Origin of the sequence: Streptomyces sp. NRRL B-24085, from assembly GCF_001282115.1 — a bacterium.
Lineage (GTDB): Bacteria > Actinomycetota > Actinomycetes > Streptomycetales > Streptomycetaceae > Streptomyces.
This window is the reverse complement of the sequence record NZ_LJBR01000194.1, coordinates 26,981-42,805: the sequence shown is the minus strand read 5'-3', so window position 1 is coordinate 42,805 and position 15,825 is coordinate 26,981. Positions and strand designations below refer to the sequence as shown.

The window sequence follows — 15,825 nt, the reverse complement described above, 5'->3', positions numbered from 1 at the left end:
AGCCGCCGAGCTTGACGCGGACGAACACGTCCCACAGCCCGGGCTCCAGCGGGCCGCCGTCGGCGGCGGTGGCCGGATCCAGGGCCGCCGTGCCCCGCAGCACCAGCCGCACCCGGCCGTCCTCGGCCGGGACGGTCTCGCGGGTGAACTCCACGGGCTGGAAGTACTGGGCGGAGCTGGCGCGTTCCGTCAGCAGCAGTTCGACCGTGGCGCGCTTGAAGCCGGCCACGCTGTGGGCGCCGACCCGGTCCACGGCCTCCTCGACGGAGGCCGGCGGCTCGGTGATCGGGGCGGCGCTGCCCTCGGCGGGGAACGTCATCGGCGTACCGCCGGAGGCGAGCTCCGCGGACAGGCCGACCCGCAGCACACCGCCGTCCCACTCGACGCCGTCCGGCTCGACCCGGGAGGCCACGGAGGACTCCCACTCGGCGAACGCGACCAGGTCGTCGAGCCGGCCGTCGGCGATCAGCGCGGCGACGACCTGCTGGGTGGGCTGGAGGCCGGCCGCGACACCGGGGCCGAAGCGTTCCACGACCACGCCGCGGATCTCGGTGAAGAGCTCCCTGCGGTAGTCCTCGGGCGCGGCGAGCAGCCGCCTGCCGCGCATCCGCTCGACCATCTCGTTGCGCAGCCAGCGGCGGAACAACCGGTCGCGGGTGGGCCCCGGTTCGGTGTACTTCTCGACGACGTCGAGCGCCTCGCGCAGGTTCGCGAAGTAGCCCACCGGGTCGAAGCGCTGGAAGCCCGCGTTGGAGGCGTCGTCGCGCTTGAGGTGGTAGTAGCAGACGTAGTCGCTGAGCACGGAGACGTTGTCCGCGCGCAGATACGCCTCGGTGACGAAGACGTGGTCCTCCAGCCGGCGCCTGCCCTCGGGGAAGCGCAGGCCGATGCGGTCGAGGAAGGCCCGCCGGAACATCTTGTGCGGCGTCAGGCTGTCGATCAGCGGGGCGTTGTCGACGGTGGCACGGGGGTGGTTGCGGCGGAACAGCTCCACCGGGACACCGCGGCCCTTGCCGGCCATCTTGCCCACGACCACGTCGGCACCGTTGGCGACCGCGTAGTCGTACATCCGCTCCAGGGCCTCGTCGCCGAGGTAGTCGTCGTTGTCGACGAACATGACGAACTCGCCCCGGGAGGCCTCGATCCCGACGTTGCGGGGCTTGCCCGACCAGCCCGAGGCCTCCTGGTGGATGACCGTGATGTTCTCGACCTCGGCGGCCAGCGCGTCGAGCCGGGCCGGCGTGTCGTCGGTCGATCCGTCGTCGACGAAGATCGCCTCGAACTCGTCCGGGGGCAGGGACTGCCTGCGCAGCGAGGCGATGCAGTCCTCGATGTAGTTCCCCGGGTTGTAGACGGGGATGACGACGCTGACCTTGACCGGCATCGGTGTCCGGACTCCTTGGGTGACTTGTGGCTTGCGTCACGGATTGACGCTTTGTGGGCCGATGTTAACGCCGACGGACAAGTGCCGCGGCAGCAGGCTGCCTTGCCCGGCGGCACCCCCGTCGACGGCGCGGAGTGCGGAGAACCTGCGGCGGCGACGCCGGTGACGGCCGACGCCACGATCGTCGTACCGCGTGAGTGAAGATGTCCGACGGGCCTCGCCGGTTCCCCGACTTCGACACGAACTTCGAGACCGGAACAGATACGCCCCTCAGGTGTCGGGTGCCGGCCTCGAACCCCTCTAGGGTGATCCCGTGCGTCTGCTGCTGATGTCCGACACCCACCTCCCCAAGCGCGCCAAGCAGCTCCCGGCCCCGCTGCTCGCCGAACTCCCGCACGCCGACGTGGTGTTCCACGCCGGCGACTGGGTCGACACCGCCACGCTCGACCTGCTGGAGAGCCGCAGCGCCCGGCTCGTGGGGGTCTACGGCAACAACGACGGGCCCGAGCTACGCGCCCGGCTGCCCGAGGTGGCGTACGTCGAACTGGACGGCCTGCGTTTCGCCGTCGTCCACGAGACCGGTGCCGCCCAGGGGCGCGAGGCCCGCTGCGCCGCCCGCTACCCCGACGCCGACGTGCTGGTCTTCGGCCACAGCCACATCCCCTGGGACACCACCGCCCCCGGCGGACTGCGGCTGCTCAACCCCGGCTCACCGACCGACCGCCGCCGTCAGCCCCACTGCACGTACATGACCGCCACCGTGTCCGACGGCCGCCTCACGGACGTACACCTGCACCGCCTGCCGCCCCGCACGGTTTCCCCCTGAGAGGTCGTGCCGACCGGCCTCGGTGCCTTCGGTGCGGGCTCCCCGGCCTGCTCGCCCAGGGCGGTGGGGTCCGTGACCGTGCTGGCGGTTCAGGGCGTGGACGTCGCGCTGCTACACGGCCGCCGCGGCGCCGGCGCTGTCCCCGCTGCCGGGCGCTGTGAGGCCGGCCCGCCGGCGGTCATGAGATCCGGGCCGCTCCGAGTGCAGGGGAGCGGCCCGGACGCTACGAGTGTGCGCTTTCACGGACCTCCTTCCCGATCGGAGGCGGGGTGAGGGCTCGGACGCCCTCTCCCGTACGTCGCCGCCTACCCCTCTGCGCGCGCCTCACACTCCGCGCGCCTCACCTCTTTCGCAGCCGTCGTCACATCTGCGTGGGCGCGACGCCCACGACGGCGACCACCGCGCGCTTGGTGACCGGTACGCCGATCGTGCGCAAGGTCGAGCGGCTGGACAGCACCAGGCGGTGCGCGACCCGCTCGACGTCGAGGAGTGCCCGCCGGGCTTCGTCGACCGGGACGGGCACGGTGATCGTGGTGCGGTTCCCTGGCTCCGGCCAGGCAGGCCTCACGGAGGCGGATGGATCGCCCCCGCCGTCGCCGTCAGCGGGGCACCGCTGCCGCCCCACCGCAGCGCGACGATCTCGGCGGCCACGGACACGGCGACCTCCTCCGGCGTACGGGCCCCGAGGTCGAGACCGACGGGGGAGCGCAGCCGGGACAGCTCGGCCCCGGTCAGCCCCGATGCGGCGAGCCGCGTCATCCGGTCGTCGTGGGTACGCCGGCTGCCCATCGCCCCGATGTACGCCGCGGGCCGGCGCAGGGCCTCCTCCAGCAGGGGCACGTCGAACTTCGGGTCGTGGGTCAGGACGCAGATCACGGTGCGCTCGTCGGTGGCGGTGCCGGCGAGGTAGCGGTGCGGCCAGTCCACGACGACCTCCACGCCCTCCGGGAAGCGCTTGGGCGTGGCGAAGACCGGGCGGGCGTCGCACACGGTGACCCGGTAGCCGAGGAAGGCGCCGATGCGGGCGACGGCGGCCGCGTAGTCGATCGCGCCGAAGACCAGCATGCGGGGCGGCGGGGCGAAGGAGTGCAGGAAGACGCCGACCGCGTCCTCGCGCCGCTCCCCGTGCGGGCCGTAGTGCCTCAACCCCGTCGCGCCCAGGGCGAGTTCGCCCCGTGCGTCGGCGGTGACCGCCACGTCCAGTCCGGTGGTGCCGAGGGTGCCCGCGACCCGGTCCGGCCACACGGCGAGCGTGGCGCCGCGGGGCGCGGTGCCGTCGGTCACCGTCGCCACGGTCACCGGACGGCCCGCGGCGACCGACTCGGCGACGTCGGCGAACGCGGGATCGAGGGCGGCCGTCACGGGCCGTACCAGAACGGTGATCTCCCCGCCGCAGGTGAGCCCCACCGCGAAGGCGTCCTCGTCGCTGTACCCGAAGGTCTCCAGTCGGGCCTCGCCGCTCGCCACGGCCTCCTGCGCCAGCTCGAAGACGGCCCCTTCGACACAGCCGCCGGAGACACTGCCGACGACCTCGTCGTCCGGCCCGACCGCCATGGCCGCGCCCGGATCACGGGGCGCACTGCGGCTCGTCGAGACGACCGTGGCCAGCCCGAACGGCAGGCCCGCCGTGTACCAGCCGTTCAGCACCGGGAGGATGTCCCGCATCGTCGGCCCCTTTCACCACCGCCGCCGGACGCTCCGGCGCGGCCGGGCTGTGCCCTGGACGAACGCGTCCACGCTCGGCATCGCGGCCGCCGTCCCGATGGCCACGCGCGTGACCGGGGCGTGCCTTGAGGCGCATCTGCCCAGATCACCCGGTGTGCCAGCCGGTCCAAGCGTCGCATCCGGTCCGCGAGCAGCTCCGGATCGCCACGCTCCCAGCCGTCCGAGAGCACCACCACGACCGCCCCGCGCGCCGTCATCGCCAGCAGCCGACGGGGTGCCATGAGGGCCGGGACGCGACCGGTCGGGCGTTAATCCGTTGCCGTCGGAGGGGCACACCTGCTGCACTTCTGATGTCCTTGCCGTCGCACGATCCAGGAGCCGTAATGCGCACTGCGTCCATGTCCAACCCGGAAGGAATCTCCGTCTCCTCGAAGGACATGACGCTTCGTGCACCTGCTCAACCTCGGGATCCTCGCCCACGTCGACGCCGGTAAGACCAGCCTGACCGAGCGGCTGCTGCACTCGGTCGGAGTCATCGACGAGATCGGCAGCGTCGACGCCGGCAGCACCCGGACCGACACCCTCGCGCTGGAACGCAGGCGCGGGATCACCATCAAGTCGGCCGTCGTCTCCTTCGCGGTGGACGACGTGACCGTCAACCTCATCGACACCCCCGGCCACCCGGACTTCATCGCCGAGGTGGAGCGGGTCCTCGGCGTGCTCGACGGCGCCGTGCTCGTCGTCTCGGCCGTCGAGGGCGTCCAGGCGCAGACCCGGGTCCTGATGCGGACCCTCCAGCGGCTGCGCATCCCCACCCTCGTCTTCGTCAACAAGATCGACCGGCGCGGAGCACGGTACGACGGTGTCCTGCGGGCCCTCGCCGAGCGGCTCACTCCGGCGATCGTGCCGATGGGGACGGTGGCCCGCTCCGGCACGCGCGAGGCCCGGTTCCTCCCGGGCATCGGTGCCTACGACGTCCTCGCCGACCACGACGACGACCTGCTGTCGGCCTGGGTCGAGGGGCGGGTCGACGAAGGGCTGCTGCGCGGGGCACTGGCCGCCCAGACCCGGCGGGCCCTGGTGCACCCGGTGTACTTCGGGTCGGCGGCCACGGGCGCGGGCGTGCCCGAGCTGATCACCGGCGTCAGGGAGTTGCTGCCCGCCGCCGGTGGCGACCCGCAGGGGCCCGTCTCCGGCACGGTGTTCAAGATCGAGCGGGGCCCGGCGGGGGAGAAGGTCGCGTACGCGCGCCTGTTCTCCGGCACGCTCGGCGTCCGTGACAAGGTGCCGTTCGGTGAGGCGCGCACGGAGGGCCGCATCACCGCGATCAGCGTCTTCGACGGCGGCACCGAGGTCCGTCGGGAGTCGGTCCCGGCGGGCCGGATCGCCAAGATCCGGGGCCTCACCGACATCCGCGTCGGCGACGCCCTCGGCGAACCACGCGAGGCCCACGGCCACTTCTTCGCCCCGCCCTCCCTCGAAACGGTCGTCGTGCCGGGCCCGGGCACCGACGCCCGGTCCCTCCACCTCGCCCTCACCCGGCTCGCCGAGCAGGACCCGCTGATCGGCCTGCGCCACGACGAGGTCCGCCAGGAGACCTCGGTCTCGCTGTACGGCGAGGTCCAGAAGGAGGTCGTCCAGGCCACGCTCGCCGAGGAGTTCGGCCTCGACGTCACCTTCCGCGAGACCACGCCCCTGTGCGTCGAGCGCCCGGCCGGGACGGGCGAGGCCGCCGAGTTCGTCAAGAAGGACGGCAATCCGTTCCTCGCCACCGTGGGCCTGCGTGTCGACCCGGCACCGGTCGGCTCCGGCGTGGCCTTCCGGCTGGAGGTGGAGCTCGGGGCGATGCCGTACGCCTTCTTCAAGGCCGTCGAGGACACCGTGCGCGAGACACTCGGCCAGGGCCTCGCCGGCTGGCAGGTCACCGACTGCACGGTCACCCTGACCCACTGCGGCTACTGCCCCCGGCAGAGCCATGCCCACCAGGGCTTCGACAAGAGCATGTCCAGCACCGGAGCCGACTTCCGGGGCCTGACCCCGCTCGTCCTCGTCGAGGCGCTGCGCCGGGCGGGCACCCGGGTCCACGAGCCGATGCACCGGTTCCGCATCGAGGCCCCGGCCGACACCCTGGGCGCCCTGCTGCCGGTGCTGGCCGCGCTGCGGGCCGTACCGCGGACGACGCGGACCCGGGGCAACCGGTGCGTGCTGGAGGGTGCGGTACCGGCCGCCCAGGTGCACGGCCTGGAGCAGCGGCTGCCCGGACTGACGCGCGGCGAGGGGGAGTTGGAGAGCGGCTTCGACCACTACGCGCCGGTCTCGCACGGAACCGTTCCACGGCGCCCACGCAGCGATCACAACCCCCTCGACCGCAAGGAGTATCTGTTGAACGTGACGCGTCGAGTCGGCGGATGAGGCGGCGGATGCGACGAAAGTGAAACTTACTCATCAGTCAGATGGTGTTGACGTTGTACCGAAATGGCCGGACTGTAATGGACATGCCGAATAAACGCGCACGTCTGCTCGTTGTTCTGGTTGTCCTCTGCGGATTCCTGACGGTCGCGGGTGTCCGGCCCGCCCCCGCCGACGCCCTCACCGACTCCCTCCCGTTCGACGACACCCCCCTCACCGTCCAGAACGGACGGTTCGTCGACGGCAACGGCCGCGAGGTCGTGCTGCGTGGCTACAACGTCTCCGGCGAGACGAAACTCGCCGAGAACAAGGGCCTGCCCTTCGCCTCCGTCGCCGACGCCAGGAAGTCGGCCACCGCGCTCAGAGCCCTCGGCGGCGGCAACTCCGTGCGCTTCCTGCTCTCCTGGGCCTACGCGGAGCCGGCGAAGGGCCAGGTCGACACCACCTACCTCGCGAACGCCACCGCGCAGATGCGGGCGTTCCTCGACGCCGGGATCCGGGTCTACCCCGACTTCCACCAGGACCTGTACTCCCGCTGGCTGTTCAACCAGGGCAGTTGGTACACCGGCGACGGCGCCCCCGCGTGGGCCGTGGCGCTGGGCGGCTACCCCGCCGAGTCCTGCGGCATCTGCCTGCTGTGGGGGCAGAACATCACCCAGAACGGCGCGGTGAAGGCGGCCCAGTACGACTTCTGGCACAACAGGTACGGCCTCCAGGACGCCTTCCTGGCCACCGCCCAGAAGTCCATGGCGTACCTCAAGGACCACCTCTCCGCCGGGGAGTTCGCCGGTGTCGTCGGCTTCGACCCCTACAACGAGCCCTACGCCGGCACCTACGACTCCGGGCAGAACAGCCGCACCTGGGAACGCGACCTGCTCTGGCCCTTCTACGTGAGGTTCCGGGCCCGGATGGACGCGGCCGGCTGGACGGACAAGCCCGCCCTGGTCGAGCCCAACCTGTTCTGGAACGGCAACGTCAGCAAGGAGGAGGGCGGCCTCCTCGACGCCGGCACCCTCGGCTCCCGGTACGTCTTCAACACCCACTTCTACGACCAGAAGGCCATCTCCGGCATCCTGATGTGGGGCAACGCCTCCGACGGCCAGTACGTCGGCGACTTCGGCACGGTCCGCGACCGCGCGGCGGCGGCCGGGACGACGGCCGTGGTCAGCGAGTTCGGGCATCCGCTGAACGGCTCGACCGCCGGCAAGGCGCCGACCGTCCTCAAGGCCATGTACCAGGCCCTCGACTCCCGGGTGAAGGGCGCCAACTGGTGGTCCTCGCCCGCCGGTTCGGGGCCGGTCCTCTCCGGCAGCCAGTGGCAGTGGGACATCTACAACGGCCGTCACCACGAGCTGATGAACGACAACCCCGACAAGGTGAAGACCTCGGGCGACGCCTGGAACGACGAGGACCTGTCTGCCGTGCGGCTCGACGACTCCGGCACGGCGGTGCTCCGCCAGGACGCCCGGCTCCTCGACCGGGTCTATCCCAGCGCCACCTCGGGCACGACGGCCGCCTTCACCTACGAGGACCGCTCGCGCGACGGTTCCACGACCCTGACCTGGAACCCGGTGCCGAGCACCCTGCCCAAGGTCTCGTCCCTGGTCGGGTCCGGTCAGTACGCGGTGCTGGTGTGGCGCTCGGCCGGCGGCTCGGCGCCCACCGAGCTCCACCTGCCCGCCTCCTTCCCGACCGCGACGACCACGGTGGTCTCCGACCTGGGCACGGTTTCCGGTCCGCCCGCCTACACCTCGTCGACCCCGGTCGGCGCGGCCCCGGAACCCGGCGGCACGGGCAGCCGCCGACTGCTGCTCACCGACTCGGACTCCGGCGTCCTGCACTACGCGCTGGTGACCAACGGGGCGATCTCGCCGTCCGCGTCCGCGCTGAGCGGGGCCAAGGCCGAGCTGGCGGCGTGGGCGGCCCAGAAGTTCGGCTGAGCGGGAGCGGCCCGTCCGGTGCCGGCGCCGGGAAGCCGGGTACCGCCTCTCCGCGGAGGCGGTACCCGGCCTCGGATGCCCGGATCCCTGCGGCCTACGAGGAGGGGCTGGTCCAGTCCGCCGCCACGTGGCCCAGCCGCACCCGCTGCGGGTGGTCGCCCACCGGCACGGACGCCGTCTTCTGCCCGGTCGCGAAGTCGATCGCGGTGACCTGGTCGGCGCCGCTCTCGGACACCACGCAGCTCTTGCCGTCGCCGCTGACGGTCGCCCAGTACGGCTTCGAGGCGGTGACGAGCGGACCCTCCTGGAGGGTGGCGCGGTTCACGACGGTCGCGTAGTCGTCCATCGTGCCCGCGACGCACAGCTTGCTGCCGTCCGGGCTGATCGAAAGGCCGTGGTGGCGCGAGTCGTTGACCATGGTGGTGCGGTCGTCGCTGGTCGCCGGGTTCTTCGGCAGGGTCTTGGTGCGGGTGATCCTGTCGGTGGCGACGTCGTACTCGAAGAAGCCGTTGAAGAACGACACCTGGAAGTACAGCTTGGACTCGTCCGGCGAGAACACGGCGGGACGGACGGCGTCGGAGTAGTCCTTGAGGCCGATCGCGTTCAGCCTGTCCCTCATGTCGATGGTCCTGACCTGCTTGTAGGTCGTCGCGTCCACCACCGTGATGTGCCGGTCGCCCTTCGTCCAGTCCAGCCAGGGCGCGTCGGAGTCGGTGTTCACGTCCCCGATCGCCATGTTCCAGATGTACTTGCCGTCCCTGCTGAAGATGTTCTCGTGGGGTTTGTCGCCGGTGGCGAACGAGCCGAGCTGCTGACCGGTGTTGATGTTCAGCACGTGCACGGTGTTCGCCGTGGAGGCCGACACCGCGACCCGGGTGCCGTCGGGGGAGACCGCCATGTGGTCCGCCCGGTAGCCCGAGACCTTGAAGCGCCAGTTGATCTTCCCGGTGGCCAGGTCGATCGACACCACGTCCGCGAAGCTCGGCCGGGAGACGACGACGGACCTGCCGTCCGGTGTGGAGTACATGTCGTCGACGAACTGGTCGTGGCCCTCGCCGACGCTGTTGCGGATGGCCATGAAGTAGATCCACTTGATGGGGTCGGCGTTGATCTCCGCCATCCGCGCGTCCTTGTCGGGGACGACGTTGATCCGGCCGATCTTCGCGAGGTCGCCGGAGGACTTGATGACGTCGGCGGTGCCGTCCCAGTTGTTGCCCACGAACAGCACCTCGCGCAGGGCGGCGCTGTCCGCGGCGGAGGCGACGGTCGCGGGGGCGGTGATGGTCAGGACGACGGCGGCGGCCATGGCACACAGGTGCCGGGGCTTGAGAACAGGCATGACGGGTCTCCCTCTGGGCGGCTCATGACGGGGGCATGCCAAGACGGCGAAACTGAAGACGCGTGCTTTCAGAGTCAACTTACTGCAAAGTAAGGAAGGGGGGTCCTTCTCCACAAGACTGCGTACACGACAAAATTGGCGCTCATACGGGAGGCCGGAGGCTCCGGCCCGGGTGGGAGGTTCGGTGACGGGCAGGCTCAAGGCCCCGACCGGTCGCTACGGCGGCAAGACGGCCGCGGAGCGGCAGGCCGAGCGGCGCCGCCGTTTCCTGGACGCGGCGCTCCAGCTCTTCGGGGACGCGCCCGGTTACCGCGCCACCACCGTCGCGGCCCTCAGCGAGGCCGCCGGCCTCTCCACCCGCCAGTTCTACGAGGAGTTCCGCACCCTCGAGGACGTTCTGGCCGCGCTTCACCTGGAGGTCAACGACTGGGCGACGGCGGCCGTGGTGGCCGCGGTGGCCGACGCGGACCACCTGCCGCTCGCCGAGCGCGCGGCGGCGATCTTCCGCGCGTACGCGGCGAACGTCACGTCCGATCCCCGCCGGGTGCGGATCACGTTCGTGGAGATCATCGGCGTCAGCGCGCGGCTGGAGGAACAGCGGCTGGCCCGCCGGGCGCACTGGGTCGACCTGGTGTGCGCCGAGGCGAACCGGGCCGTGGCGCGGGGGGAGGCGGTCCGGAGGGACTACCGGCTCGCGGCGACCGGGTTCATCGGCAGCGTCAACGGCCTGCTGCACGACTGGAACGCCGGCTGGGTGGACGCGACCCTGGACGAGGTGGTGGAGGAACTGGTCCGCCAGTTGCTGGGGATCCTGCGGCCGCCCGGGTGGGACCCGGGCGCGGAGTGAGCGGGCCCGCGCGGCCGTCGTCGTCACGCCCGTGTGGGGCGCTGGCCTGGATCGCCCCGACGGGTGCCTGGATCGCCCCGACGGGCTGCCGGTCGTGACAAGACACTCCGTCGTAGTCGTCCTGGACGTGGGGATGGCGCCAGGGCGGATAGATCACCTCGGGACGGCGTCCGGGACGCTCGGACCAGCGACCCGGCTCGGCGGACCGGCGCGTCAGAGCCTGTCCACCGCCTCCAGCACCGGCGTCACACCGTCCTCCGCACGGATGCGCGCCCCGAGCTCCCGCGCCCGCGTCCGGTACTCCGCCTCCCGCGTGACCCGGAGCAGGGCCGCCTCCAGCGTGTCGACGCGCAGACGCCGCAGCGGCAGGGCCTGAGGAGCCACGCCCAACGCCACCAGTCTCGCCGCCCAGAAGCTCTCGTCGAACTGGACCGGCACCGGTACCGCCGGCACCCCGGCGCGCAGGCCCGCCGCGGTCGTGCCCGCGCCCGCGTGGTGGACCACCGCCGCCGTCCGTGGGAAGAGCGCGGAGTGCGGCACCTCGTCGACGGTCAGCATGTCGTCGCCCGTCACCGACAGGCCCGCCCAGCCGCGCTGGACCACTCCGCGCAGCCCGGCCCGGCGCAGCGCCCGCACGATCTCGGCGCTGACCCGCGCGGGGTCGGGCACGGTCGCGCTGCCCAGACCCACGAACACCGGCGGCGGGCCGGCCTCGAGGAACCGCAGCAGATGGTCGGGGAGCGGCGCGTCGCCGTCGTACGGCCACCAGTAGCCCGTCACGTCGAGTCCGGCCCGCCAGTCGCGGGGCCGGGCCACCACCTGTGGACTGAAGCCGTGCAGGACCGGCCAGCCCCGTCGTTCACGGGTGCGCAGCGGCGCGGTGGTGCCCGTGCGGGGCAGGCCGAGACGGGCCCGGAGCGGGGGGAGGGCCGAGGCGAAGACCTGTTCCACGGCCAGGTTCAGGCCCAGCCCGGCGACCCGGTTGCCCAGGTGGCCCCAGGAGCCGGTGCCCAGCATGGGCGGCGCGAACTCCCGGGTGGGAGCGAGGGGTTGGAGATTGAGGCCGAGACTCGGCAGCCGCAGACCCTCGGCGATGGCGTGACCGAGTGGTGCCACCGAGCCGGACAGGAGCAGCGCGTCGCTCACCCGGGCGGCGGCCACCAGGTCGTCGACCATCTCCACGGCCAGTTCCCGTGCCATGGAGACCACCCGCACCAGCTTGCCCACGCCGGTCGTGCTGCGGTGCAGGGCTCGCCCGCGCGAGGACTCCAGCTCGGCGCGGGGGTCGACCGGCAGGGCGTGGAAACCGATGCCGGCCCGCGCAGCGAGCGGTGCGAAGCGGCCGTGGGTGACCAGCGTGACCTGGTGCCCGACCCGCGCCAGACCGTGTCCCAGCCCGGTGAAGGGGGCCACGTCACCCCGGGAACCCGCTGTCATGATCGCTACTCGCACGCCCGACAGTATGGCGCCCGGGCACGCCGTCCTGTGCGAACGACCGCTTCACATCGGCCGGTTCACCCTCCCGTGGTGCTCTGCCGGGCGGCCGTCTCCGCCGCCCGAACGGTCTGCTCCAGCAGCGTGGCGATGGTCATCGGACCGACTCCGCCCGGAACCGGCGTGATCAGCGAGGCCCGCTCCACCGCGGAGTCGAAGTCGACGTCACCGACGTTGCCCGCGTTGTAGCCGGCGTCGACGACGACCGCGCCGGGCTTGATGTCCTGGCCGCGGATCAGCCGGGGCCGGCCCACCGCGGCGACCACGATGTCCGCCTCCCGTACGGCCGCCGACAGGTCCGCCGTACGGGAGTGGCAGTAGGTCACCGTGGCGTCCCGGGCGAGCAGCAGCATCCCGGCCGGCTTGCCGAGGATCGCGCTGCGGCCCACGACCACGGCCCGCTTGCCGGCGGGGTCGACGCCGTACTCGTCGAGCAGTCGCATGATCCCGCCGGGGGTGCACGACACGAACCCCGGCAGGCCGAAGCTCATCGTCGCGAAGGAGGCGAAGGTGACCCCGTCGACGTCCTTCTCCGGGGCGATCGCCTCGAACGCGGCCCGCTCGTCGATGTGCGGGCCCATCGGGTGCTGGAGCAGGATGCCGTGCACGCCGGGGTCGTCCGAGAGGGCGCGCAGCGTGCCGACCAGTTCCTCGGTGGTGGTGGCCGCCGGCAGCTCCACGTGCCGCGACTCGATACCGGCCGCGCGGCAGCGGTTGCGCTTCATCCGGACGTAGGTGACGGAGGCGGGGTCCTCACCGACCAGGACCGTGGCGAGACAGGGCGCCCTTCCGGTGCGCGCGGTGAGGTCGGCCGCCCGCTTCCCGGTCTCCTCGACGATGCGCCGGGCGAGCGCGGTGCCGTCCATGAGCCGTGCCTGGGACATGATCCACTCCTGAGCCGATCGAAGGAATCGCCCAGGCGCACGGCATCGAGTGTGCGGACCGCTCCACGGTGGTGCTCCACCTCAGCGCCAGTCACGGTCCGGACATCACATTAACGGACGCGGTACGACGGTCAGGACCCGCTCTCCCGGGGGCCATCCCGGCTCGCGCGCGGAAGGGGCCGGGTCGGCCGGGGTCTGATCCAGCCCCTCGGCGCCTTCCCGTTACTCGTCCCAGGCCTGGATCATGGTCTGTTCGACGATCTTGCCGTCCCGGAGCGTCAGCATCGACTCGGAGAGGACGCGTACCCCGTCGGAGTACAGGCAGGACTCGCTGAAGGCGACGTGATCGCCGTCGACGACGCACTGTTCCAGCTTGTGCGTCATGTCACGGCTGTAGACGTCGTCGAGCATCGCGCCGATCTCGTCCCTGCCGTGCACCACCTTGGGGTGGCTGGGCTGGCTGTTGCGGTCCACGACGCGTATCTCGGCGTCGTCCGCGTAGAGCGACAGGAGATTCGCCGCCGAGTTTCCTTCGATGCCGCTGCGGAGGGTTTCGCTGGTGAAGCCGGAGCTTGCCGCGGTGCCCATGGTGACCTCCTTCGAGGGCGTGACCCGACGAGGAGCGGGCCGCGCAGGGCCTGTTTCTTCGAGACTCCTCCGTCCCGGCGGCCACGGCAAGCGCGGAGCGGGCGCTCCGCCTGACGGGTGAGGAGCATCGGCCGGCCGTGTCCGGCAGGGGTCCGGCCGCGTTGCTGACAACATGATCTCAACTCGACGTATCGTTGCCGCCGTCGGTCTCGCCGTCGGCGTCACCGGCCTCACCGCCCCCCTCGCGAACGCGGCCGACGCGGCCGCCTCGGACGCCGGGCTCAACCCGATCGCCGTGCTCGACTCGCTGGCGTCGAGCGACATCCCCGCGGAGCACCGGGACGAGATCCCGCCGGTCTCCCGGCAGCTCGCCGGCCTCAACCGGGTCAACGACCTGAACCAGCTCGGCCAGGTCACCGGTCTCGTCGCCCCCGTCACCGGGCTGGTGCCGGCCGTTCACTGACCTCCGCGACGAACACCGAACACCGAGGGCCGCCGGGATCGCCGGGCGGCCCTCGACGCATGTCCGTCCCGCCGCCCGGACTCGGCGGGCTCCGCCCGCCTGCTCATCCCGCCGTGGCGAGGAACTGGGTAGCCGCGAGTTCCGCGTACAGGGGGTCCCCGTCGACCAGTTCCCGATGCGTCCCCACCGCGCGGACGCGCCCCGCGTCCATGACCACGATCCGGTCCGCCATCGTCACCGTGGACAGCCGGTGCGCGACGACCAGCACCGTGGTCGTGCGCGCCACCTCCGCCACCGTGTCCCGCAGGGCCGCCTCGTTCACCGCGTCCAGCTGAGAGGTGGCCTCGTCCAGCAGCAACAGCCGGGGCCGCCGCAGCAGCGCCCGGGCGATCGCCACCCGCTGCCGCTCCCCGCCGGACAGCTTGGTCCCCCGATGCCCGACCAACGTCTCCAGCCCGTTGGGCAGCCGGGCCACCAGTCCGTCCAGCCTGGTTGTGCCGAGCACGCGCGCCACCGCGTCCTCGTCCGCCTCCGGGTTCCCGAGCAGCAGGTTCTCCCGCAAGGACCCCGACAGGACGGGCGCGTCCTGCTCCACGTACCCGATCGCTGACCGGAGTTGCGGCAGGTCCCACTCGGCGAGGTCCCGCCCGTCCAGCGTCACCACCCCGGCGTCGGGATCGTAGAACCGCTCGATCAGCGAGAACACCGTCGTCTTCCCCGCCCCCGACGGCCCGACGAACGCCGTCATCCCGCGCGCGGGCACAGCGAACGTCACCCCGTGATGGACGTACGGCAGATCCTCGGCGTACCGGAACCGCACGTCCGTGAAGGCGACGGAGGCCGGCGCGGCCCCGTCCGCGGGCAACGGCGCGGGCGGCGCGACCGGTTCGGCGGGCAGCCGCAGCGCCTCCTGGATACGGGCCAGCGCCGCGGCCCCGGTCTGGTACTGCGTGACCGCCCCCACGACCTGCTGGATCGGCGACATCAGATAGAACACGTACAGCAGGAACGCGACCAGCGTGCCGACGTCGACGGCCCCGGTGGCGACCCGCGCGCCGCCCACCGCCAGCACCGTGATGAACGCGATCTGCATGGCGAGCCCCGCTGTGTTGCCCGCCGCCGCCGACCACTTGGCGGCCCGCACGCTCTGCCGCCAGGACTCCTCGGCCGCCGCGTGCAGCGTCCGCTCCTCCCGGTGCTCGGCGCCGGACGCCTTCACCGTGCGCAGCGCGCCGAGGATGCGTTCCAGCGCCGCCCCCATCACGCCGACGGCGTCCTGGGCCTGCCGGCTGGCCCGGTTGATGCGCGGCACGATCACACCGAGGACCGTGCCCGCCGCCAGGATCACCGCCAGCGTGACGCCCAGCAGCACCGGATCCACCAGGCCCATCATCGCCACGGTCGCCACCAGCGTGAGCCCGCCGGTACCGAGGCCCACGAGCGAGTCGGTGGTGACCTCGCGCAGCAGGGTGGTGTCCGAGGTGATCCGGGCCATCAGGTCGCCGGGCTCGGTGCGGTCCACGGCCGTGACGCGCAGCCGCAGCAGATACGAGGACAGCGCGCGCCGCGCCCCCAGCACCACCGACTCCGCGGTGCGCCGCAGCACGTACGAACCCAGCGCCCCCACCGCCGCGTTGGCGATCACCAGACCCGACATGACGACCAACGCGCCCGTGATCGTGCGGTCGTGGGACAGGTCGTCGATCAACTCCCGGGCCACCAGGGGCAGCAGCAGACCGGTGGCCCCCGTCAGGAGCGAGAGCACGGCACCCGCCGACAGGGCCCAGCGGTGCGGCCGTACGTATCCGAGGAGCAGCCGCCAGGTCGGCGGCCCGGTCTGCGTCTCGGTGCTGCTCACGGCGCTCCTTCGGACCTCGCGGGCGTGCGGAGCCCTCAGGCTACGTCCGCGCTCCGACGCGGAGCCCGGCGGCCCGGCGCCGAGGAGGGCCGGGACTGCGAGGACGCGGTCACCCGCTCGCCGCCGCC

Annotated in this window: 14 protein-coding genes and 1 riboswitch; of the genes, 5 read left to right on the top strand and 9 right to left on the bottom strand. The window is 72.3% G+C overall.

Translation table 11 applies throughout. The features are described from left to right. Positions 1–1,384, bottom strand: a 1,384-nt coding sequence (locus AOJ26_RS21590; RefSeq protein WP_053849969.1) for a glycosyltransferase family 2 protein, incomplete at its 3' end; no start/stop codon positions are given. 313 nt (positions 1,385–1,697) lie between these two features. On the opposite strand from AOJ26_RS21590, the gene AOJ26_RS21585 reads away from it, so the two are divergent. Beyond that, a complete protein-coding gene (locus tag AOJ26_RS21585; RefSeq protein WP_053849968.1) occupies positions 1,698–2,210 on the top strand; it encodes a metallophosphoesterase family protein in 513 nt (170 codons plus the stop codon). A gap of 361 nt (positions 2,211–2,571) precedes the next feature. Here AOJ26_RS21585 and AOJ26_RS43540 read toward each other — a convergent pair whose 3' ends face one another. Genes AOJ26_RS43540 through AOJ26_RS42065 form a run of 3 tightly spaced genes read right to left on the bottom strand, consistent with a single transcriptional unit; the run spans position 2,572 to position 4,132 of the window. Next, complete coding sequence (locus tag AOJ26_RS43540) at positions 2,572–2,733, bottom strand: hypothetical protein (RefSeq protein ID WP_159044353.1); 162 nt, start codon at positions 2,731–2,733, stop codon at positions 2,572–2,574. Between the two features lie 41 nt (positions 2,734–2,774). Then, entirely contained in the window at positions 2,775–3,875 is a 1,101-nt protein-coding gene (locus tag AOJ26_RS21580) for an XdhC family protein (RefSeq protein WP_053849967.1), read from the bottom strand. Further along, entirely contained in the window at positions 3,851–4,132 is a 282-nt protein-coding gene (locus AOJ26_RS42065; RefSeq protein ID WP_234358638.1) for a VWA domain-containing protein, read from the bottom strand. Before AOJ26_RS42065 ends, AOJ26_RS21580 begins: the two co-directional genes overlap by 25 nt. A gap of 190 nt (positions 4,133–4,322) precedes the next feature. On the opposite strand from AOJ26_RS42065, the gene AOJ26_RS21575 reads away from it, so the two are divergent. Both AOJ26_RS21575 and AOJ26_RS21570 read left to right on the top strand, forming a co-directional pair. Then, on the top strand, positions 4,323–6,287 hold the full coding sequence (locus tag AOJ26_RS21575; protein ID WP_053849966.1) for an elongation factor G: 1,965 nt from the start codon (positions 4,323–4,325) through the stop codon (positions 6,285–6,287). A 77-nt stretch (positions 6,288–6,364) separates the two neighbouring features. Beyond that, entirely contained in the window at positions 6,365–8,224 is a 1,860-nt protein-coding gene (locus AOJ26_RS21570) for a cellulase family glycosylhydrolase (protein WP_053849965.1), read from the top strand. A 94-nt stretch (positions 8,225–8,318) separates the two neighbouring features. On the opposite strand, the gene AOJ26_RS21565 is transcribed toward AOJ26_RS21570, so the two are convergent. After that, positions 8,319–9,563, bottom strand: coding sequence for a YncE family protein (locus AOJ26_RS21565; protein WP_053849964.1), 1,245 nt, complete (start codon positions 9,561–9,563; stop codon positions 8,319–8,321). A gap of 184 nt (positions 9,564–9,747) precedes the next feature. Here AOJ26_RS21565 and AOJ26_RS21560 point away from each other — a divergent pair, with 184 nt between their 5' ends. Then, positions 9,748–10,410: a TetR/AcrR family transcriptional regulator gene (locus AOJ26_RS21560; protein ID WP_053849963.1), complete on the top strand. Its 663-nt coding sequence runs from the start codon at positions 9,748–9,750 to the stop codon at positions 10,408–10,410. Between the two features lie 213 nt (positions 10,411–10,623). Here the strand turns inward: AOJ26_RS21560 and AOJ26_RS21555 are convergent, their stop codons facing one another. The 3 genes from AOJ26_RS21555 to AOJ26_RS21545 all read right to left on the bottom strand — a co-directional run bounded on the left by AOJ26_RS21555 (position 10,624) and on the right by AOJ26_RS21545 (position 13,376). Continuing rightward, positions 10,624–11,847 carry a glycosyltransferase gene (locus tag AOJ26_RS21555; protein ID WP_053849962.1) on the bottom strand — a complete coding sequence of 408 codons (1,224 nt, stop codon included), beginning with the start codon at positions 11,845–11,847 and terminating at the stop codon, positions 10,624–10,626. A gap of 77 nt (positions 11,848–11,924) precedes the next feature. Next, complete coding sequence (locus AOJ26_RS21550; RefSeq protein ID WP_053849961.1) at positions 11,925–12,788, bottom strand: bifunctional 5,10-methylenetetrahydrofolate dehydrogenase/5,10-methenyltetrahydrofolate cyclohydrolase; 864 nt, start codon at positions 12,786–12,788, stop codon at positions 11,925–11,927. A 22-nt stretch (positions 12,789–12,810) separates the two neighbouring features. Further along, positions 12,811–12,893, bottom strand: a riboswitch (ZMP/ZTP riboswitch). Between the two features lie 117 nt (positions 12,894–13,010). Continuing rightward, entirely contained in the window at positions 13,011–13,376 is a 366-nt protein-coding gene (locus AOJ26_RS21545) for a nuclear transport factor 2 family protein (protein WP_053849960.1), read from the bottom strand. Between the two features lie 172 nt (positions 13,377–13,548). On the opposite strand from AOJ26_RS21545, the gene AOJ26_RS21540 reads away from it, so the two are divergent. Next, the gene (locus AOJ26_RS21540; RefSeq protein WP_053849959.1) at positions 13,549–13,839 is read left to right on the top strand and encodes a hypothetical protein; all 291 of its coding nucleotides are present in this window, start codon (positions 13,549–13,551) and stop codon (positions 13,837–13,839) included. A 103-nt stretch (positions 13,840–13,942) separates the two neighbouring features. On the opposite strand, the gene AOJ26_RS21535 is transcribed toward AOJ26_RS21540, so the two are convergent. Next, the gene (locus tag AOJ26_RS21535; RefSeq protein ID WP_053849958.1) at positions 13,943–15,697 is read right to left on the bottom strand and encodes an ABC transporter ATP-binding protein; all 1,755 of its coding nucleotides are present in this window, start codon (positions 15,695–15,697) and stop codon (positions 13,943–13,945) included. Positions 15,698–15,825: the final 128 nt, after the last annotated feature.

Bases quoted from the DNA above. Each gene is read 5' to 3' on its own strand.
- AOJ26_RS21580 (WP_053849967.1), bottom strand. From the start codon at position 3,875: ATGCGGGACATCCTCCCGGTGCTGAACGGCTGGTACACGGCGGGCCTG.
- AOJ26_RS42065 (WP_234358638.1), bottom strand. From the start codon at position 4,132: ATGACGGCGCGCGGGGCGGTCGTGGTGGTGCTCTCGGACGGCTGGGAG.
- AOJ26_RS21570 (WP_053849965.1), top strand. From the start codon at position 6,365: ATGGACATGCCGAATAAACGCGCACGTCTGCTCGTTGTTCTGGTTGTC.
- AOJ26_RS21565 (WP_053849964.1), bottom strand. From the start codon at position 9,563: ATGCCTGTTCTCAAGCCCCGGCACCTGTGTGCCATGGCCGCCGCCGTC.
- AOJ26_RS21555 (WP_053849962.1), bottom strand. From the start codon at position 11,847: ATGACAGCGGGTTCCCGGGGTGACGTGGCCCCCTTCACCGGGCTGGGA.
- AOJ26_RS21550 (WP_053849961.1), bottom strand. From the start codon at position 12,788: ATGTCCCAGGCACGGCTCATGGACGGCACCGCGCTCGCCCGGCGCATC.
- AOJ26_RS21545 (WP_053849960.1), bottom strand. From the start codon at position 13,376: ATGGGCACCGCGGCAAGCTCCGGCTTCACCAGCGAAACCCTCCGCAGC.
- AOJ26_RS21540 (WP_053849959.1), top strand. From the start codon at position 13,549: ATGATCTCAACTCGACGTATCGTTGCCGCCGTCGGTCTCGCCGTCGGC.